Below are 24,504 nucleotides of genomic sequence, written 5' to 3'. Positions count from 1 at the left end.
ATTGATCTGTTATTCTGTATCGATTTGTGCTCTTTGTAATTTACCGCTATAGTCTACATAAATACTTTTCCATTCTGTATAGACATCTAAGGCAGCTACACCCGAGTCACGATGACCGTTCCCCGTGCCTTTTGTTCCACCAAATGGTAAATGGATTTCAGCACCTGTTGTGCCAGCATTCACATAAACAATACCTGTATCTAAATCTCGTTGTGCGCGGAAAATCGTATTCACATCTTGCGAGAAAATTGAACTGGATAAGCCAAATTTTACGCCATTGTTTACTTCGATTGCTTCTTCCAAACTTGCTACTTCAATTAGAGAAACGACCGGACCAAAGATTTCTTCCTGTGCAATAATCATGCCAGGCTTCACATTGGTAAATAGTGTAGGCTCATAATAAAACCCTTTGTCATAAGGAGGCTCAGATAATATTCTACCTCCAGCTAACAACGTCGCCCCTTCTTGTTTGCCGATTTGCACATAGTGATTAATCTTTTCCAATGCGGCTTTATTAATCACAGGTCCGATTTTTACACTTTCATCTAGGCCGTCCCCAATTGTTAGCTTTTGCATTTCGTCTAATAGACGTTTTTCTAGTTCTTCTCTTACATCTTTATGCACGATCACGCGACTACATGCTGTACATCTTTGACCAGCAGTGCCAAATGCACTCCATAAGATGCCTTCAGTAGCTAATTGTAAATCGGCATCTTCCATAACTATGACTGCATTTTTTCCACCCATCTCTAATGAAATCTTCTTTAGGTGTTTACCACCTAGCTCCGCTACCTTACTTCCTGTTGTTGTAGAGCCGGTAAATGAAATGACCTTAACGTCTGGATGTTCAATCAATGCTGTTCCAACTGTTGGCCCTGTACCAAAGACGATATTTGCTACTCCGCTTGGTAAGCCAACCTCTTCAAATATTTTACCCATTTCATACGCCATCATTGGTGTCTCATTAGACGGCTTCCAAATGAATGTATTGCCAGCAACAATTGCAGGGAATGACTTCCAAGTAGCAATAGCTACAGGGAAATTCCACGGAGTTATTAATCCTACAACGCCAATAGGTGCCCGTACACTCATGGCAAATTTATTAGCTAGCTCAGACGGCGTTGTCTCCCCAAATAACCGTCGCCCTTCACCAGCCATATAATAGGCCATGTCTATCCCTTCCTGCACTTCGCCTCTAGCTTCTTCAATAACCTTTCCCATCTCTTTTGTTAAAACGGTCGCTAAATGCTCCTTTTTCTCTTTCATTTTTTGACCGATGGCATATAAATAGTCAGCACGTTTAGGCGCAGGTATTAATGCCCAGTTTTTTTGTGCCTGTTTTGCAACCGCTACCGCTTCATCTACCTCACTTGCAGTAGAACGCGGTATTGTAGCTAGCTGCTCCCCATTAGCAGGGTTGGTCACTACTATACTTTGTAAATGTGAACGTGTTACCCATTCACCGCCGATATAGTTTTTAATTTCCACTACAAACACCCCCTAAACTATCTATGGTGCCTCTGCCTCATTGTTACCAATCGCATTGCTTGCAGACAGATATCATCTATTACTCTATATTATATAGAATCAGATGTGTCAAAATTCCGAATTTTTAATATATAGAGGTCTAAAGAGCATGCTTTTGAATCAATAACATCGGTGACAATCGTCAGAGGCTTTATTTTCTTTTAGCTGAACATTGATGTCAGTTACGGATGAAGGTCTTTTGTGAGTAATCAATTATGCCCCGGCATAATTGCGTCCGGAATCGGCTTTGTGCTTAGGCCTGCAGATGTTTTTTGTGCGAAAGCGCAGTGCTAACGTAGCGACAGCAACAGATGTTTTTTGCGCGAAAGCGTAGCGGCAGCGGCACTGATGCAGGTCAGTTAGCCGTTATCCCATGGATGCGATGATTTTAGGCTAACATCCCTTATTAACTCCTTTCCGATTCCGTGACATCCGCCGGAGGCTTTAACTTCTTTCAGCGGATGTTTGACACACGCTAAAAGAAGTTAAAACAATCACAAATTTTCAGCTGAATGAAAATAAAAAATACTCATTCTAGTTTTTTATATTCGACATTCACTAGCTTATTCCCTTTTTTTCTAAATTAATTAATTATGCAATGAAACTAATGCAACTTATAATCGTATACATTAACAAAATTATTTTTTTGGAGGAATCCCTTTATGAATAATCACGAAATTGACTACAAATTATATGGCGATGATATGCAATACGTGCAAGTGGAGCTTGACCCTCAAGAAACAGTAGTTGCTGAAGCTGGAGCTTTAATGATGATGGATGATTCTATCCATATGGAAACTATCTTTGGCGATGGTTCAAGAGGAAGCCTAGAAAGTGGTCTTATGGGTAAGTTATTTGGAGCTGGAAAACGGCTAATTACGGGTGAAAGTTTATTTATGACGACATTTACGAACGTTGGTTCAGGTAAACGTCATGTGTATTTTGCTTCTCCATACCCTGGTAAGATTATTCCAATGGATTTAAGTCAATTAAACGGAAAGATTATTTGTCAAAAAGATGCATTTTTAGCTGCTGCAAAAGGAGTTTCAATCGGCGTTGAATTCCAGAAAAAAATCGGTGTTGGCTTCTTTGGTGGTGAAGGCTTCATTATGCAAAAGCTTGAAGGAGACGGCATGGCTTTTGTACATGCAAGTGGAGCTATTCACGAAAAGACTCTACAACCTGGCGAAATATTACGTGTTGATACAGGTTGTTTAGTAGCTATGACATCTGATGTACATTACGATATCGAAATGGTTGGAGGCGTAAAAACTGCATTATTTGGCGGTGAAGGTATCTTCTTCGCTACTTTAAAGGGCCCGGGTAAAGTATGGATCCAATCATTACCATTTAGCCGATTAGCAAGCCGCGTCTTTGCTGCAGCACCAATTTCTCAAGGCGGTGGAGGTCAATCTAAAGGCGAAGGTGGCATTGGCGGTTTGTTTGATATGTTTAATAAATAATGGACGCTATTTATGAAAGGAGCACATCTAATTACGAAGTGCTCCTTTCAGCTTGTCGACAAATATAAAATAATGTGTATGATTTTCACTCCGAGTTGGCGCTTTCCGCGGCCTTGGCTTCAATCTCCTCATCACTACTTTCCTGGGGGTTATCTCCGGGTGTCATTAATCTATTCGATTCGTTACAGCCTTGCCCTGCCCATATGCGGTAAGTTCTTTAACGTTCAGCATCAGCATTGCAGTTCTAGTTTGAAGCGAAGCACTACCGATATGCGGAAGTGCTACAACATTTGGAAGCGTCAACAATGGATGATCCAACGCAATAGGCTCTTGTTCAAAGACATCCAGCCCTGCTGCCCACAACTTACCGTTTTTTAAAGTATCATACAGTGCATTCTCATCGATAATGCCACCACGTGATGCGTTAATTAATACCGCGTCATCCTTCATTAAAGCAAGTTCCTCTGCGCCTATAAGTCCTACAGTATCATTGTTAAAAGGTGTCATAATAACAACAAAATCCGATTGTTTTAAAAGTTCCTCCAACGATACATATTGAAAGCCATACATTTCTTCTACTTCATGGCGACGTCTACGATTATTGTATAAAATTTTCATATCAAAACCTTTTGCTCGTCTTGCAACAGCTTGGCCAATACGTCCCATACCAATAATTCCTATAGTGGATCCTGAAACATCTTTACCTACTAATTGCATCGGATACCAGCTTTTCCATTTACCCTCACGCAAATATCGTTCGCTTTCTGGAATTCTTCGAGCAGTCGCAAGCAATAATCCCCATACTAAATCTGCAGTCGTATTTGTTAAAACTCCTGGAGTATTAGTCGCCATTATTCCACGCTTACGCAAAGCTTTGACATCAATATTATTAAATCCAACTGCTAAATTAGTCACGAGTTTTAGATTGGGTGCATGTAACAATAACTCTTCATCGACTTGGTCAGCAATCGTTACCCACAATACTTCACAATCTGCAACAGCTGCCAATAGTTTTTCCCGTGGTATAACAATTTCCTCCTCCTCCCATTGTTTGATATCATAATACTCTTTCAACGGCTCAACTATATGCGCTGGGAACTTTCGTGTAATAAATAATTTCTTTTTCATATTCCGAACACCCCTCTACTCAATTCGCCTATAGCGTAACACTTAGAACGCTCATTTTCTAGGAATTTCTTATCTTTACGTGTGTGATAGCTATTCCTTTCTATCACTCTACAAACTTCATCCGTCTATTTATTGTTTTATCCTTCAGAAAGGCGATTTTGTCCTATCATTTATGAAAAATAAAACTAGGCTTATCATTAAAAGTTGAAAATGACATTTTATTTAAACAGTTGGTTTATGAGTCTGCGCGAAAGCGAAGCGTCAGCAACAAATGTTTTATCTGTGCGAAAGCGAAGCGTCAGCAACAAAGCGCCCAGTCGGAACGGAAATCAACCACACGTTAAGGTGATAAGCAAAAAAACTATGCATAGGCTTTATGCATAGTCATTAAAAATCTCTGATTGTTGTATCTAATCGATTGGCAGCTTGTTTTAATTCCTCGGAAGATTCTCCAATTGATTCTATAATTCCTGACAATTCCGTTATTTTCAGGCCAACGTTTTGGAAGTTTGAGATAGAACCGTTTACTGAGCCAGATATTGCATCGAATGCTTTTAAAGATTCTGCGTTTTGCTCAATACTATTGTTCACCAGCTCTTGGATTTCATGAATTGCTTGAACAACTTGGTTTGTAATTCCATTAGACATTGTTATGAGATCCGCGATTTGTTCAACCGAACTTTTCGTTTGATCTGCAAGCTTACGAACTTCGCTCGCCACGACAGCAAAGCCTTTTCCATGTTCCCCTGCACGTGCAGCCTCAATAGCCGAATTTAACGCCAGTAAATTTGTTTGGCCAGAAATACTTTTCACTATTTCGATAACAGCATTGATTTTTGAGGAAGAGTGATCTAATTGCTCCACCATACCCGACATTTCAACTGTCTTATGATGAATTTTTCCTGTTTGCTCATTAATTAATGTAATTTTAGAATAGCCTTCAGACGATACCTTTTGCATTGTTTTTGCCTCATCGATACTTTCCTTCAAATATTCATTCACTTCCTTGGCGTTATAAACAAGTTCGGTCACTGTTTCATTGGTACTATGAGATTGAGTCTCTAGCTGCGTAGATATCCCACCTATAATTTCCTTAACATGTGCTCGAACACTATCCTGTTGCTTCTCAATTAATGTATTAGCATAATTATCATATTCCTCTAGGACAATCTGTTGTTCGAAATTACAGATTTTACTGATGGCATCACAAAACTTTTCTTCTTCGTCCCTCGATAATTGAAGCTTATAAATAATATTTCTTAAAAATTTTTCAAGATTTTGAAAGGCTGCTAAATACCACTTAGGATACAAGTTAATCTTCACATGCATTTTCGCTACTCGCCTTCTCTTCTCCAAAAATGCATCGTCTATACGCCCTTCGAACATTTCTATAATATGATGGCGTAATGTTTGGCGTAACCGCTCACTAGAGCTATACTTTTCAATAACCTCACGTAAGGCTGGCACACTTTCAATTGCCTGATAGAATGCCGCTACTACCTCTAAGACATTTCGTTCAATATACGGTTTTAAACTTCTGATCAACTGCAAATCTTCTCTAGTTAGATTTACTAGATCTAACTGTAATAAACGTTCCTGATCTTGAATAATAACCCCTATGCTTGATTCATCACTTATTTCAACTGTATTTTTCTTAGGTCTATTTCCAATTTGAAACAATTTCTCCACCCCACTGTGTCTGTGTCTATTCTACTAAATATTATCCGAAAACAAAAAACTCTCTGAATCAATTATAAGTTCTAAACAAATAAAATGACAATATATAGGTAAAAAATATCTGTTTTTACAATAAGCAATAATCTATCATACTTTCAAACAATACTTATTAACCATGTGATTTTTCTTAAAACAAGATAAAAACGCTAAAAAAAGCCACTCATTCTGAACAGAAGAGTGACTTTTTTAATTACATAAAGATAATAACAGCTAGTACAGCAGCTAGTACTAAACGATAAATAGCAAATGGCATTAATTTCACTTTTGAAATAAGTGCTAAGAAGAATTTAATTGAGAGTAATGCAAAGATAAATGAACTAATGAAGCCCACTGCATAAAATCCAAAATAATCCATAGATAGCGTATCCCAGTTTTTCAGTACAGACACTAAACTAGCACCCGCCATAATTGGTACTGCCATAATGAAAGTAAAATCTGCCGCTACACGGTGACTCATTCCAAATAGTACACCACCAGAAATTGTTGCACCTGAACGGGAGAACCCTGGCCAAAGTGAAAAACATTGTACTAACCCTACTTTAAATGCTAAACCATAAGAAATTTTGTCTAGAGAATCTACTTTTGGTCTTTTCGGTGCTAATTTATCTGCAGCAATCATTAAAAGTGCTCCAGCTACTAAAGCATAAACAACATGCTCTACTTTAAATAAATGATCATCGATAAAATCTTTGAACGCAAAACCTAATATAACCGCTGGTAACATGCCCACAATAACATGTAATAAGTTGAAGTGACCTTTCACTGATTTCGATTGGCCATCAATTTTATAGAGTCCAACTAAATTTAACATTCGTTTCCACATTACAACGACTACGGCTAAAATGGAGCCTAGCTGTACAACGATTTTAAATGTATTGGCGGGATACATCCCTAAAAACTCCTCTGTCTTTAGCCACATATCGTCCACAATAATCATATGACCTGTTGACGACACTGGTGCAAACTCTGTCATTCCCTCGACAAAGCCTAAAATAATCGCCTTTAATAATTCAATGATATCCACATTGTCACCTTACCTTTTATTAATTAAATACCAACATATTATAAAATACACTTTTTCATATACTCATATACTATGACTATAGCATTCAGTTATGAGTAGACTGAGCCATCTGGCCAACTTACCAACTAACGAAAGTTTATATCTACAACCCATAATTCGGAGCGGCTGCCTATTCGCATTGGAGGACCCCAAAAGCCAAAACCTGATGAAACAAGTGTATGCATTTTCTCCTTGATCTTATAACCATAATCGAGCTCAAATACACGAGCTGTTATATACTGATTAGGCCATAGTTGACCTTTATGTGTATGACCTGACATATGGAAGTCTACACCCATTTTTGCAGGCGTAATTAAATCATTCGGGGTATGATTCATGACAAACCAAGGCAAGTCATCTGTTGTCTTCAATGCATCTAATTGCTTTCTATTCTTGTTTGTAATATCCTCTTGCCCCGTTAATACTAACACATTATCGATTCTAATAGTTTCATCACACAAAACTTTTACATTAGCGTTTTCCATCTCTTTAATAAATTCAGGAATTTTCTTACCATAGTACTCGTGATTGCCCAGTACACCATACACTCCATATGTAGATGTTAATTGTTTCATCACATCTGCCATTCCATCTTTAACAAACCATTTAGGGTCGTCATCCACAATATCCCCAGCTAAAAAGACGATGTCCGGATTTGCTTCATTCGATAACGTAACAAAACGCTGTAAATGTTTTTTATGTGATAGAACACCTAAATGAAAATCTGATGCAACTACAGCTCTCATCGAATCTAGCTCACTACTCTTTTTATCCATCGTTATTTCTAAATGACGAACAACAGGTGAATACGCTAAATAAGTGCCCACAATACTTAGTAGAAACAACATAGCAACTGCAATACCACCAATTATCTGTACACTTTTAAAAGGACTTAGCCAAAGAATCAAGTGTGCTGCCAAACAAAGTAGTAATCCGTATTCAAAAATAAACATCCAGTAATTATGGATAATTGAAAACACCCGTAAAGACTCATGCAATCTGCTAATCATAATACTAAACGCAATGATATACAGCACTAACCAATATAAAATTGGATAACGGGACCATCCCATTGCCACAAGCCAATGTCTCAATCCCCATCCTAAGTAAAAAGTTAATCCACTATATATACTTAATAAAAGAATTCCACCAACTACTTTAGGCATTTCAGTTCCCTACTTTCATATAGTCTTAGTTGATTATAGCATTATACTTAACATCCTCTTATAGAAAGTAAGTGCAAAAGGTCAACCAATCAGCTCATAATATTAAGTGTACATATTCCTTGTAATTTAACCGTATGATTTACATGACAATCTAATTAGGAAAGTGACGATATCGTAATCTAGGCGATTACATGAAGCCGTATACAACCATCCACCACTGAAGGTTGTTTGACTCCTTTAGGATCACAAACGAAACCCTGGAGTGCTCATCGGACGCCCTAAGAAAGCGCTTTTGAAATCAAACCTATGTAATGGTAAAATCCCCATTCAACCTAATTATAAGATTATGTAAAAAATCTATGAATAATATACTTTAATTTTTCTGAATATTTCAGTAACATTATAATTGCAAGAGCAAATTTAACGCATGTACGAGCGAAAAAGGGGTGTTGTTCCTATGACAAGATATAAATTCGAATCAACAGAGCATGAGTTATTTCGTAAAACCTTACGTAAGTTTTTAGCAGAAGAAGCCGAGCCACACTATCCACAATGGGAGAAAGATCATCTTATTCCACTTGAATTTTGGCGTAAGCTTGGGGAAATGGGCTTTCTATGCCCTCAAGTAGAAGAGCAATACGGCGGTCTCGGACTAGATTTTAGTTTTGGCGTTATTATTCAAGAAGAGCTAGAGCGCGTTGGTTCGAGCCTTATTGGCGTTGGTCTGCATAACGATATTGTCGTTCCTTATATTGAGGCATACGGCTCAAATGAGCAAAAATCACGCTGGCTACCGAAATGTGTTACAGGCGAACATATTACTGCAATTGCTATGACGGAGCCAGGCACAGGTTCAGATTTGGCAAACATCCAAACAACTGCTATTCGTGATGGCGATCACTATATCGTCAACGGACAAAAAACATTTATTACAAATGGTATTCATACAAATTTAGCGGTCGTTGCTGTAAAAACAAATCCTCAGGCAGAAAAAAAGCATCGTGGCATTAGCCTCCTTGTCATTGAAGACGGGACACCAGGCTTCACAAAAGGTCGCAAACTCGAAAAAGTTGGCATGCACGCGCAGGACACAGCCGAGCTATATTTTGAGGATTGTCGCGTACCTGTAGAGAATCTCCTTGGTGAAGAAGGTAAAGGCTTTATCTATATGATGGAAAAGCTACAGCAAGAGCGTTTAGCAGTAGCCATCGCCGCACAAGCCGCTGCTGAGGACATGCTAGCTTTAACAATTGATTATGTAAAATCACGCGAAGCTTTTGGAAAATCAATTAGTGACTTCCAAAATACGCAATTTAAAATAGCTGAAATGGCTACAAAAATTGAACTTGGCAAATCATTTTTAGAATCTTTAATAGAGGAACATATCGCAGGAAATGATGTTGTGACAAAAGTTTCAATGGCAAAATACTGGATAACAGAAAATGCACGCGAGCTTGCTATCCAGTGTATGCAGTTACATGGTGGCTACGGTTATATGGAGGAATACAAGATTGCTAGAAGATATCGAGATATTCCTGTCATGTCCATTTATGCAGGTACCAACGAAGTCATGAAAGTGATTATTGCCAAGAATTTAGGGTTATAACTTTGAAAGTGAGATGTATGGCTCTTCGACAAAACGAGGGGTTGATTTCCGTTCCTGCAGGCGTCCGATGAGCCGCTTCGCTTTGCATCACTTTACTGTGATAAAAAAATTCCAGCACAAATGATATGTAGATGTGAAAGTGTAGCGCTAGCGAATTGGCAGCGATTTAAAGTGAAGAGCCGGGGTGACGGATAGTAACCAAAGCGACGGATTGTTAGGCCGGAACGACGGATGATTGTGCCTAAGCGACGGTATAAAGAGCCGGAGTGACGAATAGTACCGCCAAAATCATGGATAGAACCGCCATAACAAAAAACAGCGGCAAAATGATTGCCGCTGTTTTTGTTTATGCTGTTGGAATTCGAACGATTACCTTAAATAAATCTCCATCTACCTCTATACTCATACGAGCACCATGCAAATCTACAATGGATTGTGCAATGGCTAAGCCTAGCCCTGAGCCCTCTGTATGGCGTGAAGCATCTGCTCGCTTAAAGCGTTCAAATAACTCATCGGCATCCTCGCTAATTTCATATTTCGCAACATTCTTCACCGTGAATTCAGCATCACCTTCTGCCGTACGTTTCAATGTTACATAAACACGTGTGCCTTCTAATGCATATTTCAATACATTAACGATTAAATTATCGATCAGTCTCCACCATTTTTGTCCGTCCACATACGCGTAGATTGGCTCATGTGGTTTTGTCAGGCGTAAATCTAAATGAGCTTGTGCTAAATCTTCCTCATGCTCCCCTACCGCCTGCTGTACAAGCTGGGTTAAATCAACTCGACTGCGATGAAGCTCCATATTACCACTCGCCATTTTAGACACTTCAAAAAGGTCCTCAATCAGTAATTTTAGACGTTCTGATTTTTTATCAAGGATATGAATGTATTGCTTACGCTCTTCCTCAGTAATATCAGGATTTTTCAGTAAATCTGTATACGTAATAATGGATGTTAACGGCGTGCGTAAGTCGTGACTAACATTCGTAATAAGCTCTGTTTTTAAACGCTCGCTTTTTGCCTGCTCATGCATAGACGTGCTTACGCCTTCTCTTAAATGATTAAGATTTTCGGCATGCCCCGCGAATGGTGATTTGCCCCTTACCTTGACATCGCGATTTAAACGCCCTTCTGCCATGTCTTTTGTATCCTTCATAATTCGGTTTAAATAGCCCATTCTCGAAAGGAAGAGAATCATGGCTGGAATACCAATCATTGCGCAGATGCCCAAAACTAGAACGGGGAATCCGCCACCTCCTATCATTGAGGCAACAAGGCTGCCACCACCGAAAAATGCTGCCCCAATCATCACAATTGAATGTAATGCAATGGAACGATTTATAAATAAATCTGTGATTGATCCGCCTAGTGACCATAAATAGCTAGCTTTTAAGTCCTCTTTTAATTTCTGTGTTGTATTCACTCGATCATACAACCAAATAAGCTGTACAAAGAACAGCACTGCAATAATGATTAAGGCACCTATTTTAAACAGCAAACTAATTAAGTAATGTACATAGTTAGATTGATAAGAAACAAACTCAATCGATTCAAAAGCAATTTCAGATGCTATAAAATATATGAATGCACTTATTAATAATAATCCAATTGGGTAATCAATTTTCATTTTTGCAAGAGCTTCTTTTTCCTTTAAACCTTGTACCATCTGCAGTACTTCTTTACGCCCTTTCCATGCAAAAATAGCTGCCACAATACTCGTTAACCATAAAAAGTAGAACATGTATTGATTGCGTGTAAAATGGTCATATCCTTCCAAAATGTCGACTGCTTGTGCTGATTTTTTCGAGATGGTTATGATACCAGTGTAATCAGAAGTTTCCCTTAAATTTTCTGTATCCACGTTGATATCAGTTCGATAAAAAATATCATTTAAATAACTGCTGATATTCGAAGTCGTTAATGGATGTTGCCCTGTGAACTTTATTTTAAAAGCATTACTATCCGAAATATCACCTGAACGATATGTTTTGTCTGTTTCAGTGTTCGTTAATTCATAAGACCAGTAATTATAATTTTTCACAAAACTTTTTGCTTCTTCTTTTGCTGCCTTTATATATTTATCAACAAGCTCTTCCTTTTGAGTTAGAATTTTTTTACGGACATGCTCATCATCCTCAAAATTAGCCGTTATATCTTTAATTTTTGCATCCCGCTCTTTTTCAAGCTTTGTTTTTAATTCCGCTGCATTAACATTAGCAGCTTCTTGAATACGCTCTTCATATTGAACCTTAATATTATCTATTTGTTGTCCTAATGTTCCATAAAAATTTCGATGCTCTTCAATTTCGCTTTGTGTCACCACAATTTTACTTTTTAAATCCTCAGCCGTTGGTATATTTAACACTAATGGTCCTATTTCTGACTGGAAATTATCAAGTTCATGCTGGAAATTTTCAGATTGAAAATATGACTTCCCAATATATTGGTACCCGATATTAGAGAACGTAAATATACCAAAAATTACCCAGATTAAACATATAAGAGCGAGAAGAGGTTTCCAATTTTTTAACATACTTTTAACTCCTCTCTAAAAAATTCTCTCAAGCAATTGTAGCATTCCCGAAGAGCGGGAAGTTACTATCTGATAGGCATACACACCAAAATAAATTAGTCCAATAACCCCTGCTACAAACCCTGCAATTGTAGCATACTGCTCTATTTTATTTTTCCATTTTATAGCCAACGCCCCACACCACCTTTAAATAACGTGGATTTTTCGGATCTGCTTCGATTTTTTCACGTATTTTTCGAATGTGTACAGCCACAATATTTTCTGCATTGTAAGCTTCCTCATTCCACACACGTTCATAAATCTCTCTTATCGAAAATACACGCCCTGCATTTTTCATTAATAATTCCGTAATCTTATATTCGATTGGTGTTAATCGAACAGGCTCCCCTTCTAAATTGACTTCCTTTGCATCTTCATCTAATACAAGTCCGTCGATTTCTACCTTTGCTGCTCCATCATTGTACGTCCCAAGTTGTACATAACGTCGCAGCTGAGATTTCACCCGAGCCAATAGCTCTAATGGATGAAAAGGCTTTGTGACGTAATCATCTGCGCCTACAGACAAACCATGAATTTTGTCGCCATCCTCCGCTTTTGCACTAAGCATAATAATTGGAATGTTGCGCTCTGCTCTAATTTTAAACGTCGCTGTAATTCCATCCATATTTGGCATCATAATATCTAAAATAATTAAATGAACTTCATTGTTTTCTAATTTTTCGAGTGCCTCTAAGCCGTCAGCAGCTTTAATGACATTGTAGCCTTCATTCTTTAAATAGATTTCAATACCATCACGAATATCTTGATCATCATCTGTTACAAGAACTGTTAGTTTCGTCATGATATACACCTCGCTCTCAATTAATAGTGTACCTTTTAAATCTTAAAAACCAGTTATTATAAAAATGAAGAATTTCTTAAGGTTTTAATGAATCTCGTCACTATAAAGTTGGGTTGATTTCCGTTCCAGCTAGACGCTTTCCTGGGGGCGCCTAGCCTCCACTCCAATCAATTTATATACAGGGCATATGTTTCAACATATGTAAATAAGAAAAATAGCAATAAATAATACTGATTAACCCTACTTTTTCCTAATAAAAAATATTTAAGATTGTATTGTATGACTTGTCCACAAATCGTTTTTCGTCCTCCTAATGTTAGTGCGACAATACCATCTAGTAACATTACAACGCCAATCTAGGAAAGGGCTCTACTATTGAAAGTGTAACAGTTCAGTGCAAAGGAGAGACCTGCAGAAAGGGCTAGTCCAATCCCTCCCATATGGACAGCCCCTTCCCCATTATTAATGAATTGCTATTACAGTTACTATTCCCCACACAATTGTCGGCTGTGATTTCCATAGCATCCATTCAAAAGCACCAGAAAAGACAAGAGCGCTACCAATCGTTACAACTGTTCCAATAGCTACACCTGTTAGACGAATTGATGAAAAAAAAGACCTTGGAATAACGCAATGCTCGTAGCAGTTAAACTTGTCCATTTCCATGACCATTTCAGGATACATCATGTATTGCCCCTCAACCGTCACCACTCATTAACATTAATAATACAGATTTATCCAAAAGCAAACAATTGCCTTTTTCCTTCATTTATTAACCCACAGTAGGTTTTCTATTAAAGGGAGGTTATAATAAAAACAGCAAAAGGAGCGAAAAAATGTATAAAACCATTGAAGAAACAGCCATAGACCTTGGTATGCCAGAGGATCAAATAATTCGCCTAGTTTACGAGGGCCGTATTCGTTCCGTATACGACGGGGACCAAATACTGATTAATAGCGGGCAGTTTAGTACTTATTTTGAGCAGCTAGATCGTATTAAAGAGGAAATTGAAATTTGGCGGAATACACCTATTCCAGAGGATATTGATGTTAAAGATGAGGATTAAAAAAATGCCTATCATTCAAACAAGTTGAACATTGTTGAATGATAGGCATATCTATTATATTGTTACGACAAACCCAGCTCTTTTACCGATAATTTCAGCATAATCCTCAACCATTACACTAGCTGTTGGATACATACCTGCTCCAGGTCCTATTAGCGTTAATGTACCAATATAATTTGTATCCAATGCCACAGCATTATTGACGTCATCAACTGGATAAAGCGGATGTTCTTTATCCACTAATTGCGGACCAACCATTGCTACTACTTTACCATCTGCTAGCTTCTCAACCTCAGCAACGTGGCGGTAACGCAAGCCTTTTTCGCACGCTTCTTTTACTTGCTCTGCCGAAATACTATCAATGCCAACCACCTCGACGTCAGCCCAATCTGGTTGTTCACCAAATGCCAAAGCACTTAAAATCATTAATTTTTTAAAGGCATCCTGTCCTGAAATATCATTATATGGGTCTGCCTCTGCATAGCCTAAATTTTGCGCCTCTTTTAAAGCCGTTTCGAACGACCAGCCCTGTGAACGCATTTTCGTTAATATATAGTTGGATGTCCCATTTAAAACACCCTGAATACGACTAACATCATTGACAAGCAAAATATTTTTCATCGTTTTAATAACTGGTACACCACCAGCAGTTGTTGCCTCAAAGCCTACAAAAACACCATTTGCTTTTGCAAGATCCTGTAGCTCCAAGCCTCGTTTTGCAAACATTACTTTGTTAGCTGTAATGACATGACATTTATGATCAACAGCGCGCTTTAAATAAGTAAATGCTGGCTCCTCATTGACGATCGCCTCAAAAACAACCTGCATACCTGGTTCTGCTAAGACTTCATCCATACTAGTTGTCATTAAATGCGCTGTACCTGGTACACGTTCACGGCTAGTGTCTGTAACTAAAATTTTTGCTACTTCTAGCTCAATTCCTAATTTATTTTTAAGCTCTTCACGCTTTTCGTTTAATATATGGTAAATTCCTTGACCTACCGTTCCAAATCCTAATATAGCTGCCTTTATAGTTGCCATTCCTATTCCCTCCAACTTACATTCCGCAGTTTCATTATATTTATTTCGTCTCAGCTTAATTCTTACAGATTTTGAATTGTGCGCCGACTATACAAAGCAGGTCAGTTTGCCGTGTTTCTAACACTTCGTCTTCAGACAGATATTTAGTCATGGCGTTTCACTTTCGCTACAAAAAACATCCTGAATGAAGATACACTGGGAAACAAACAAATTCAAATAATTCAAAAATCAACTTAAAGAAAATTGTAACGTAAATACATACATTGCACAAGAAAAATCTTTCTAGGATGGACATTTGTTTCCTGTAGACGTGCAAAGGAAATCGTTTTCATCCCTTTTATTATATGTTTTTTCACTTGATCTATAATAATTGAGCAACTATTGACGATTCTTTATCAATTATGCCTCGGTATAATTGTAGTTGACGCTTTACTGTCGCACAGATAAATTGCCACAGGACGTGGCGTTCTTAGACTGAGTTTCTCTCTTTCAGTGGATGTTTGCTGAAAGAAGTTAAAATAAATGCCTTTCTTCTATTATATATATGTATGTAAAGACATTTATAAAAATTGTTCTTTTGAAATATATTAATTAAAAAATTTTTCAATTATGCTGGTCTATCTTCCTTATCTAATTAAAAAGCTCATTCCCTGTAGCAGCAGAGAATGAGCCCAATTATATGAGGGATAATTAACTAGCTTTGGCTAGCAATTTATAACGATATTGTGTTAAAGCTCGTTGCACCAGTCTTATTTCATCCTGCGTAAAATTTGGTATTGCATACGTACGTTCAACTAATTGGAATGTGCCGTATTTTAAATAATACTCTGTCGCAGGTAGAGGAATATGACTTGTTCCATAGCCTTCATAAGCTTCGAAAATTTCTTGTACTGTATAGCCTTCCTCGTTGACATAAACGACTTCCTTAAAAGCAGAATGTCCAAAGATCTCTTGCCATTTACTCTCAACTGACGCAAGTATGTTTTGAATGGACATGTTGTTCACAAACACATGACCTTCATTTAACTCATAAATAAGATAAGATGCCATGTTTTGCGCACTATACACATTTCCCATTTAAAACACTCCTTTATCATCAGTTTTGTAGATAAGAGTAGCTACTGGCTGAGCAACTACTCCTCTTCGTATATATTCAAAAGTGGGGGAGCACTTATGAAACTAATTTAGTTTGAGCATTGATTGAAAACACTTTACCGATCAACTAGTCGGCGCTTTAAATTGGTTCTAGGTTGGTAGCCCTTCGAACACTTTTCTTATTTCCTAGTATAAAGCAAGGAATTAATTAAGTCAATAATACTTATAAAATTACTAGGTATTATTTTTAGGAAATTTCAGTTACTTCACCAAATGAGGTGAGCGGATGATGCAGCAACGTTTGACGCATTACCAAATGAGGCCTATCGAATGAGAAAATACGTAAACGCTACAACATTAGCCAATATGTTTTATTTATTAAGCTTCTATTTTTTGTTGTGAAGCTGTTACTTGTTCAATAGCTTGTTCTAAATCTGCAATAATGTCCTCTACTGCCTCTAAACCGATGGATAAGCGAATGAGCGACTCGGTTACGCCAGTTTGGATTAGCTCCTCAGCTGATAGTTGCTGATGTGTAGTAGATGCTGGATGAATAATTAATGATTTGGCATCCCCTACATTTGCTACGTGCGAGAATAATTTCACACTATCGATTAATTTTCGCCCTGCTTCACGTCCACCTTTAATGCCAAATGTAAGCACTGAACCGAAGCCATTTCTTAAATATTTTTTAGCTAAATCATGCGTAGCAAAATCTTCTAAGCCATTGTAATTTACATATTCCACAGATGGGTGGTTTCGTAAATATTCGGCTACCGCTAATGCATTTTCATTGTGTTTAGGAATACGCAAATGAAGCGTTTCTAAACCTTGTAATAAATTAAATGCTGCATCGGCACTTAATGTTGGTCCAAAGTCGCGTAGCAATTGCACACGCAGTTTTGTGGCAAATGCAGCCTCTGCTGTGTCAATACCATAACGCAAACCGTGATAAGATGCATCTGGCTCAGTAAAGCCTGGGAAACGCCCACGAGTCCAATCAAACTTCCCTGCATCTACTACAACGCCACCTAAAGTTGTACCATGGCCGCCTATCCATTTTGTTGCGGAATGAACAACGATATCTGCACCGAAGTCAATTGGGGTAGAGCCATATGGTGAAGCAAATGTGCTATCAATAATTAATGGTAAGCCGTTTTCATGTGCTATATTTGCTACCGCTTCAATATCTAATACCTTTAAACTTGGGTTACCGTAAATTTCAGCGAACACAGCCTTTGTTTTATCAGTAATAGCTGCTCGGAAATTTTCTGGATTTGTTTCGTCTACAAAAATCGTTTTAATACCGTAGTTTGGTAGTGTGTTAGCGAATAAATTATAAGTACCTCCGTATAAAGAGCTACCTGCAACAATTTCATCGCCTGCCCCTGCAAGATTTAAAATGGAAAACGCGATTGCTGCTGCACCAGATGAAAGTGCTACTGCTGCTGTACCGCCTTCTAATAAAGCGACGCGTTTTTCAAAAACATCTACAGTTGGGTTTGTAATTCGTGTGTAAATATTGCCAGCTTCCTCTAAGGCAAAAAGACGTTGCGCATGAGCAGTGTCTTTAAAAACGAAAGCCGTTGAGCGATATACGGGTACTGTACGAGATCCTGTTACCGGGTCTGGCTCTTGGCCACCGTGTAACAGCAATGTTTCTGGTTTAAATTTTGTCATTGTATACCTCCAAATGGTTATTTTTTTTACGATGGTACCGGAGATGAGGAGGATTTTTTCAGTAGAAAACAAAAACCCTCTTCAGCTAAGAAGAGGGTTGCGGTTGCAAGTTTTCCTCCCCTTATCTGCCAGATCCAAGTAAGAATCTGTAGGAATTAGCACCTTAGCAAGTTCGTCACTTACTGGTTGCCGGGCATCATAGGGCCTATCCCTCCGCCGCTCTTGATAAGAGTATGAGATTCAATTTCCATCGTTGTTACAAAGTATAAACATAGATTTTTTCTCTGTCAACACTAAAATTTTATTTTTTCCGAAACTTCTGTCTGCTTTTTTACGTAATACGAGCGCATACACTATTTTAGGTATTTATAATTTTTATCATCAAAAGTTAGGGATGCAATTTGTTAAAATGTATGCCTTTATATCAGTTGAGTGGAGACTGGACGCCCCCAGGAAAGCGCCCAGTAGGAACGGAAATCAACCTCACGCTATGGTGATGAGCTTATTAGAAAGGAGGATTTTTATGATAAAAGCTGTTATTATTTTTCTTCTTGTCGGTTATTTGATTGGCTGTATTCACGGCTCTAAAGTTGCTCAGTTTTTATCCGGGGTAGATTTAAAAAAGACTGGTCATGGCAATGCAGGTGCCTCTAATGCAACACTTTCCCTTGGATGGAAATACGGCATATTAGTTGCACTGATCGATATCGGTAAAGGCGTTATAGCTATAATCGGTGCACATGTCTATTTAGCAGATATAACACAATTAACAGAAGTACAAGTTTGGCTCTTTCTCTATATCGTAGCTGCTGGTGTTATTCTAGGTCACAATTTCCCATTTTATATGGGCTTCAATGGCGGTAAAGGAACTGCTTCAATCATAGGGATATTACTTGCGATTGATTGGAAAATTGGCTTATTTGCACTCATTTTATTTGTTATTTTATCTTTCGCGACGAACTATTTAATTGTCGGTGTACTTGAATTTTATCTCGTTTTTTGTACAGCCACTTATTTATGGATTCCTGGAGTTGGCCCAACGATTATAGCCCTATTACTTTTTGGTTTAGCCATCATTTTGCATATCGAAAATATTAAGCGACTGATGATAGGAACTGAACCTAAAGTGACTTCTGCATTCAAAAAGAAAAAATAATATATTTTGGATATTTTTGTCTTTTCTATGGCCGCATATTTTCTCGTAACTGCCCATTATCGCTATAAATAGAGGGTATTTCACATACTAGTTTTTTTACAATAAATAGACAAATCAACTTTCTTAATAAAGCATTTTACTAGCCGATGTTATAGAAAATTGTAATAGAAAGGATGAAAAAGTATGTCTACTTCTGAACAAGCAAAATCAAAACGTAATTTGAAGCCGCTATGGATTGGATTAGCCTTCGCTTCATTAATCATCATTACTTTTTTACCTAACAACGGCGATTTACCTGTAGCTGGACAACGAGCTTTAGCTATCTTAGCTTTCGCGGTCATCCTATGGGTTACAGAAGCAGTATCCTATCCCGTTAGCTCTGCCATGATTATTGCTCTCGTTACAATCTTACTAGGGTTAGCTCCGTCAATGGAAGATCCAACGAGAGCGCTAGGAACATCGGATGCATTAAAGTTAGCATTAAGCGGATTTAGTAATTCCGCAGTTGCACTAGTAGCAGCAGCTCTTTTCCTAGCGGCAGCCATGCAAATTACTAATTTACATAAACGTCTTGCGCTATGGATACTTTCACTAGTTGGGACAAAAACGAAAGCCATTGTATTCGGTGCTATTTTAGTATCTATTGCACTCGCATTCTTTGTCCCTTCTGCTACTGCACGTGCAGGCGCAGTTGTACCAATACTACTCGGAATGGTAGCAGCATTTGGTTTACCACGTGATAGTCGACTTGCTGCTTTACTTGTCATTACCTCTGTACAAGCTGTTTCCATTTGGAATATCGGTATTAAAACGGCAGCAGCTCAAAATATGGTCGCTTTAAATTTCATCAAAGAACAATTCGGTGTAGATATTTCTTGGGGTGCCTGGTTACTTTACGCTGCCCCCTTCTCAATCATCATGTCAGTGGCTCTATTTTTCATTATGACTACACTAATTAAGCCTGAAACAAGTAATATTGAAGGTGGTAAAGAAGTAATCAAAAAACAGCTTGCGGAACTTGGTCCATTAAAAGCTCCCGAAATTCGATTAATCATCACATCGGTAGTTTTACTATTTTTCTGGGCTACAGAGGGCAAACTCCACCCATTCGATACGACAACCGTCACAATCGTTGCAATCGCCATTTTATTAATGCCAAAAATCGGAGTCTATTCGTGGAAGCAAGTTGAGCCTCATATTCCTTGGGGGACAATTATTGTCTTTGCAGTAGGAATTATGCTAGGAACAGTCTTACTTAATACTAAAGGTGCATCTTGGTTATCAGATAAGGTATTCGGTTCACTCGGTTTAGATTCTATGCCAATTCTAGCAACAATCGCGCTTGTTACTTTATTTAATATTATTATTCATTTAGGTTTTGCGAGTGCAACAAGCTTGGCATCTGCACTTGTACCGGTATTTATCGTTTTAGCCTCAACATTAACGGCTAATGTCGATCAGGTTGGTTTTGTTATCGTGCAACAATTCGTTATTAGCTTTGGCTTCCTCTTACCTATTAGTGCACCGCAAAATATGCTTGCCTATGGTACAGGAGCCTTTACAACAAAGGATTTCTTAAAATCTGGTATACCATTAACGATTATTGGATACATCCTAGTTCTTCTATTTTCCGCAACATATTGGAAATGGATTGGATTACTGTAAGGATAAGGGATCACCACCATAAAGCGTGGTTGATTTCCGTTCCGGCTGGGCGCTTTCCTGGGGGCGTCCGATGAGCCGCTTCACTCGCGCAGCTCGCTCCAGGGTCTCGGGCCAACACGAGGTTGGTCACGAAGGCGTTATCACAGGATGTGATGCTCTTAGCCTTCGTTCCACTATTGCTGATCCCCAAGGAGTCGCCCAGCCTCCACTCCAATCAACTAATATACATGACATATGTTTTTATAAATGTCATCCACAACTTTTGATGATGAGCCAGAAGAAGCCTTGAAGGAACAAGTCAACTGTCCTTCAAGGCTTTTATTTTTATTATTTCGATAAAGCAGGGTTCTTCATCGTACCATTTTTTGCGTAATTCACATGCCAGGAGAGCGCTTTTTCTAGTTCGTGTGGCGTATGGTGTCCACCTGTTGCTTCATTGGCATCGTTAAAATACTTCCATAATTGCTCACGATATTCCGGGTGTGCACAGTTATCGATAATGAGCCCAACCCGTTCTTTTGGAGCAAGCCCGCGTAAGTCTGCTACTCCCTGCTCTGTTACGATAACGTCTACATCGTGCTCTGTATGATCTACATGCGATACCATTGGAACGATACTAGAAATATTTCCGCCTTTCGCGTAAGATTTTGTGACGAAAATACCTAATCGTGCATTACGTGCAAAGTCTCCGGATCCGCCGATTCCATTCATCATTTTCGTGCCAGAAACATGCGTAGAATTCACATTGCCATAAATATCTACTTCGAGTGCTGTATTAACAGAAATTAACCCGAGTCGGCGAATAATTTCTGGTTGGTTAGAAATTTCTTGCGGACGTAATACTAGTTTATCTGCATACTTTTCAAAATCACCATAAACTCGGTTTCCAACTTCCTCGGAAAGGGTAATAGAAGTAGCAGATGCGAAGTTCACCTTTCCTGCATCAATTAATTCGAATACTGCGTCTTGCAGTACTTCTGAATATACTTCTAAGTTCTCAAACTCAGAATCTTTAAAACCTAATAAAACGGCGTTTGCAACTGAGCCTACACCTGATTGAATTGGTCTTAAGCTTGTTGTTAAACGACCTACTTTTATTTCTTCTCGTAGGAAATTCAATAAATGATTGGCCATAATATCTGTTTCTTCATCTGCAGGAACGATCGTTGATGGCGCATCTAAAATATCTGAAATTACAATACCCTTTACTTTATCTAAATCTAGTGGTATGCCAATTGCGCCAAGCCGATCAGATACATTTTGTAATGGAATTGGATCACGTTTCCCCTGTGGTCCTGGTACAAAAATATCATGGACACCCTCTAATGCATCAAGCTGAGCTACGTTCAACTCAATGATTATTTGGTCTGCTTCTTGCACAAAAATCGGAGAGTTACCAACTGAAGTTGTAGGAATTAGTAAGCCGTCTTCTGTAATAGCAGCCGCTTCAATAATCGCAAAATCAATAGGACCAATAATACCTTGACGTACTAACTCCGCATTATGTGATAGATGCGCATCAACAAATGTGATTTCACCACTGTTGATTTTGTTACGAATACCAGCATCCGCTTGGAAAGGTCCACGTTTACGAATAACGCCAGCTTCCGCTAAGTATTGGTCAACTTCTGGGCCAAGTGATGCACCTGTATATACATCTACCTGGAAGCTCTCTTTTTTAGCTTTCTCCACAAGTGCAAGAGGTACCACTTTAACATCACCAGCACGTGTAAACCCGCTCATCCCAAGTACCATACCATCCTTAATCCAAGATGCTGCTTCTTCTGCTGTTACAACCTTGCTCCGTAGCTGTTCATTACGAAGCTTTTTCGCCAACTTTTCTGCCATCCCTATTCCTCCATCCTACTTTATTTTTATTCAACTAATTACTCGGCTTAACCCCTTGGTATAGTCATCCAATTATTAGAAATCCAACCAAATAAACCGTCCATAGATAATTTTAAACTATTTAGAATTTTTAATCTATAACTAACAGAATATTTTATTTTACGAGAGATTTTATACATTCGTAAATTATCTGAAAATAACTTCAAAATCGAAAAAATTCGATTTTGAAGAAGAAGCGTGATATGCTTTTGATATATATAAAGGGGAAAAGGAGATTTTATAAATGGTTAAAGAATTATTACGGAACCACTCTTCGGTTCGTATTTATGATGGAAATCCGATTTCAAAAGAAATTATTGAAGAATTAATTGCTACTGCACAAATGGCTGCTACATCACATTTTGTACAAGCTTATAGTGTAATTTGGGTAACAGATGCGGAGAAAAAAGAAAAATTAGGATTGTTCTCTGGTAATCCTCGTCAATACGAAACTTCTGGCGGTGCCTTTGTCTTCTGTGTAGATTTCAAGCGCCTTCAATCAGCAGGTAAATTAGAAGGTGTAGACATTGTAGCTGATTCGGCAGAAAACGTACTTGTTGGAGTAGCAGATGTATCATTATTCGCTCAAAACTTTGTCGTTGCCGCAGAATCTATGGGATATGGAATTTGTTACATTGGAGGAGTGCGTAATAAGCTTGAAGAAATAAGCGAATTATTCAATCTACCTGACTATGTTTTCCCACTATTCGGCTTAACAATTGGGGTTCCTGCTCGTCGCAATGAAGTAAAACCTCGTTTACCTGTCGCAGCAGTATTACATGAAAATGAATACAATGCAGAAAAATACGAGGAGCTTTTACCAGCTTACAACGACACAATGGAAGCATACTATAATAATCGCTCATCCAATCGAAAAATTGATAACTGGACAAAGCAAATGGCTGATTTTTTAATTGAACAACGCCGTCCTCATATCAAAGATTTCTTAGCGAAAAAGGGTTTTAATTGGAAATAAATTCATCAACAAGCTATGTGGAGTTACTATCTTATGATAGTAACTCCACTTTTTTATATTTTGTTTAATTGGATTGTACGATGAACGGTTTCAGGTATCATTATGGGAAATTTTAAAAAGATGCTAAAATTAAATAAATAGAATAGGAGGAAAATAAATTGATTACATTAAAACCTATGAACCAAGAGGAGTTCAAACAATATATCAGTTATGCAATTGAAGACTATGCAAAAGACAAGATCGCTTCCGGAAATTGGAGTGAAGATAAAGCGATTGACTTGTCGAGGGAATCATTTGAACGACTACTACCACAAAATGAGAAGACCGAGAATAATCATTTATTCTCTATCTTTCACAACGATATCTTAGTTGGAATGATTTGGATTTCACAAAAGGCGCCTACAAATCCTAATGAAGGTTTTATATATGATTTTGTGATTTTTGAACAATATCAAGGGCAGGGGTATGGCAAGAAAGCAATGAAAGAAGCTGAAATTATTGCTAAAGAGTTAGGTATGAATAAAATTGGTCTAAACGTTTTTGGTCATAATAAAATTGCACGTAGCTTATATGAAAAAATGGGTTATGAAATTACGAATATAACAATGGCTAAAACGATTTGATAATGCAACACCAAAGCCCAAGTACTCAATTAATTTTGAGCCTGGGCTTATATAATGTCGACACTTCTTCAATTAATAAGGTAGGGTTAACTTACTAAAAAATTGCAAATAAAAAAGCCGAGGAATACATCCTCGACTTTTTCTGGTGCCTAGCGACGTCCTACTCTCACAGGGGGAAGCCCCCAACTACCATCGGCGCTAAAGAGCTTAACTTCCGTGTTCGGTATGGGAACGGGTGTGA

General features: G+C 38.1%; 20 protein-coding genes, 1 rRNA gene and 1 riboswitch. Of the genes, 7 read left to right on the top strand and 14 right to left on the bottom strand.

Annotated elements, in window-relative coordinates; all coding sequences use genetic code 11:
- Positions 1-9: 9 nt before the first annotated feature.
- Positions 10-1,488 (bottom strand): aldehyde dehydrogenase family protein, encoded by a 1,479-nt coding sequence (locus ABH968_RS25645; protein WP_370048566.1) that lies wholly within the window; start codon positions 1,486-1,488, stop codon positions 10-12.
- A gap of 701 nt (positions 1,489-2,189) precedes the next feature.
- On the opposite strand from ABH968_RS25645, the gene ABH968_RS25640 reads away from it, so the two are divergent.
- A complete protein-coding gene (locus ABH968_RS25640) occupies positions 2,190-2,990 on the top strand; it encodes a TIGR00266 family protein (protein ID WP_370048564.1) in 801 nt (266 codons plus the stop codon).
- A 165-nt stretch (positions 2,991-3,155) separates the two neighbouring features.
- Here ABH968_RS25640 and ABH968_RS25635 read toward each other — a convergent pair whose 3' ends face one another.
- From ABH968_RS25635 to ABH968_RS25620, 4 genes are all read right to left on the bottom strand, one after another.
- On the bottom strand, positions 3,156-4,118 hold the full coding sequence (locus ABH968_RS25635) for a 2-hydroxyacid dehydrogenase (RefSeq protein ID WP_370048562.1): 963 nt from the start codon (positions 4,116-4,118) through the stop codon (positions 3,156-3,158).
- A 387-nt stretch (positions 4,119-4,505) separates the two neighbouring features.
- Complete coding sequence (locus ABH968_RS25630; RefSeq protein ID WP_370048560.1) at positions 4,506-5,807, bottom strand: protoglobin domain-containing protein; 1,302 nt, start codon at positions 5,805-5,807, stop codon at positions 4,506-4,508.
- Between the two features lie 238 nt (positions 5,808-6,045).
- Positions 6,046-6,879 carry an undecaprenyl-diphosphate phosphatase gene (locus ABH968_RS25625; protein ID WP_370048558.1) on the bottom strand — a complete coding sequence of 278 codons (834 nt, stop codon included), beginning with the start codon at positions 6,877-6,879 and terminating at the stop codon, positions 6,046-6,048.
- Positions 6,880-7,004: 125 nt separating this feature from the next.
- Positions 7,005-8,084: a metallophosphoesterase gene (locus ABH968_RS25620; RefSeq protein WP_370048557.1), complete on the bottom strand. Its 1,080-nt coding sequence runs from the start codon at positions 8,082-8,084 to the stop codon at positions 7,005-7,007.
- Positions 8,085-8,541: 457 nt separating this feature from the next.
- Between ABH968_RS25620 and ABH968_RS25615 the strand changes: the two genes are divergently transcribed.
- Positions 8,542-9,690, top strand: a complete 1,149-nt coding sequence (locus ABH968_RS25615) for an acyl-CoA dehydrogenase family protein (RefSeq protein ID WP_370048555.1) — start codon at positions 8,542-8,544, stop codon at positions 9,688-9,690.
- Positions 9,691-10,036: 346 nt separating this feature from the next.
- Here the strand turns inward: ABH968_RS25615 and ABH968_RS25610 are convergent, their stop codons facing one another.
- The 4 genes from ABH968_RS25610 to ABH968_RS25595 form a co-directional block, all read right to left on the bottom strand.
- Positions 10,037-12,232, bottom strand: a complete 2,196-nt coding sequence (locus ABH968_RS25610) for a histidine kinase dimerization/phospho-acceptor domain-containing protein (protein ID WP_370048553.1) — start codon at positions 12,230-12,232, stop codon at positions 10,037-10,039.
- 15 nt (positions 12,233-12,247) lie between these two features.
- A complete protein-coding gene (locus ABH968_RS25605) occupies positions 12,248-12,403 on the bottom strand; it encodes a hypothetical protein (RefSeq protein WP_199777833.1) in 156 nt (51 codons plus the stop codon).
- Positions 12,381-13,073 carry a response regulator transcription factor gene (locus ABH968_RS25600; RefSeq protein ID WP_370048551.1) on the bottom strand — a complete coding sequence of 231 codons (693 nt, stop codon included), beginning with the start codon at positions 13,071-13,073 and terminating at the stop codon, positions 12,381-12,383. Before ABH968_RS25600 ends, ABH968_RS25605 begins: the two co-directional genes overlap by 23 nt.
- A gap of 462 nt (positions 13,074-13,535) precedes the next feature.
- Complete coding sequence (locus ABH968_RS25595) at positions 13,536-13,760, bottom strand: hypothetical protein (RefSeq protein ID WP_370048549.1); 225 nt, start codon at positions 13,758-13,760, stop codon at positions 13,536-13,538.
- 149 nt (positions 13,761-13,909) lie between these two features.
- Between ABH968_RS25595 and ABH968_RS25590 the strand changes: the two genes are divergently transcribed.
- On the top strand, positions 13,910-14,140 hold the full coding sequence (locus ABH968_RS25590) for a MerR family transcriptional regulator (RefSeq protein ID WP_370048547.1): 231 nt from the start codon (positions 13,910-13,912) through the stop codon (positions 14,138-14,140).
- Between the two features lie 54 nt (positions 14,141-14,194).
- Here ABH968_RS25590 and ABH968_RS25585 read toward each other — a convergent pair whose 3' ends face one another.
- The 3 genes from ABH968_RS25585 to ABH968_RS25575 form a co-directional block, all read right to left on the bottom strand.
- Positions 14,195-15,181: a homoserine dehydrogenase gene (locus tag ABH968_RS25585; RefSeq protein WP_370048546.1), complete on the bottom strand. Its 987-nt coding sequence runs from the start codon at positions 15,179-15,181 to the stop codon at positions 14,195-14,197.
- 690 nt (positions 15,182-15,871) lie between these two features.
- Positions 15,872-16,258, bottom strand: a complete 387-nt coding sequence (locus tag ABH968_RS25580) for a hypothetical protein (protein ID WP_370048544.1) — start codon at positions 16,256-16,258, stop codon at positions 15,872-15,874.
- 396 nt (positions 16,259-16,654) lie between these two features.
- On the bottom strand, positions 16,655-17,956 hold the full coding sequence (locus tag ABH968_RS25575) for an O-acetylhomoserine aminocarboxypropyltransferase/cysteine synthase family protein (protein WP_370048543.1): 1,302 nt from the start codon (positions 17,954-17,956) through the stop codon (positions 16,655-16,657).
- 118 nt (positions 17,957-18,074) lie between these two features.
- Positions 18,075-18,188, bottom strand: a riboswitch (SAM riboswitch).
- A 291-nt stretch (positions 18,189-18,479) separates the two neighbouring features.
- On the opposite strand from ABH968_RS25575, the gene ABH968_RS25570 reads away from it, so the two are divergent.
- Positions 18,480-19,112, top strand: a complete 633-nt coding sequence (locus ABH968_RS25570; RefSeq protein WP_370048541.1) for a glycerol-3-phosphate acyltransferase — start codon at positions 18,480-18,482, stop codon at positions 19,110-19,112.
- A gap of 183 nt (positions 19,113-19,295) precedes the next feature.
- The gene (locus ABH968_RS25565; protein ID WP_370048539.1) at positions 19,296-20,777 is read left to right on the top strand and encodes a DASS family sodium-coupled anion symporter; all 1,482 of its coding nucleotides are present in this window, start codon (positions 19,296-19,298) and stop codon (positions 20,775-20,777) included.
- Positions 20,778-21,104: 327 nt separating this feature from the next.
- Here ABH968_RS25565 and ABH968_RS25560 read toward each other — a convergent pair whose 3' ends face one another.
- Positions 21,105-22,625 (bottom strand): succinyl-CoA:acetate CoA-transferase ScpC, encoded by a 1,521-nt coding sequence (locus ABH968_RS25560; RefSeq protein ID WP_370048537.1) that lies wholly within the window; start codon positions 22,623-22,625, stop codon positions 21,105-21,107.
- 283 nt (positions 22,626-22,908) lie between these two features.
- Between ABH968_RS25560 and chrR the strand changes: the two genes are divergently transcribed.
- A complete protein-coding gene (chrR, locus tag ABH968_RS25555) occupies positions 22,909-23,640 on the top strand; it encodes a class II chromate reductase ChrR (RefSeq protein ID WP_370048535.1) in 732 nt (243 codons plus the stop codon).
- 158 nt (positions 23,641-23,798) lie between these two features.
- The gene (locus ABH968_RS25550; RefSeq protein ID WP_370048534.1) at positions 23,799-24,263 is read left to right on the top strand and encodes a GNAT family N-acetyltransferase; all 465 of its coding nucleotides are present in this window, start codon (positions 23,799-23,801) and stop codon (positions 24,261-24,263) included.
- A gap of 147 nt (positions 24,264-24,410) precedes the next feature.
- Here ABH968_RS25550 and rrf read toward each other — a convergent pair.
- Positions 24,411-24,504 (bottom strand): 5S ribosomal RNA (rrf, locus tag ABH968_RS25545); the annotation flags it as partial.

The sequence above is a fragment of the Lysinibacillus sp. RC79 genome (genome assembly GCF_041262405.1).
Lineage (GTDB): Bacteria > Bacillota > Bacilli > Bacillales_A > Planococcaceae > Lysinibacillus.
This window is presented reverse-complemented; position numbering and strand designations above follow the sequence as displayed.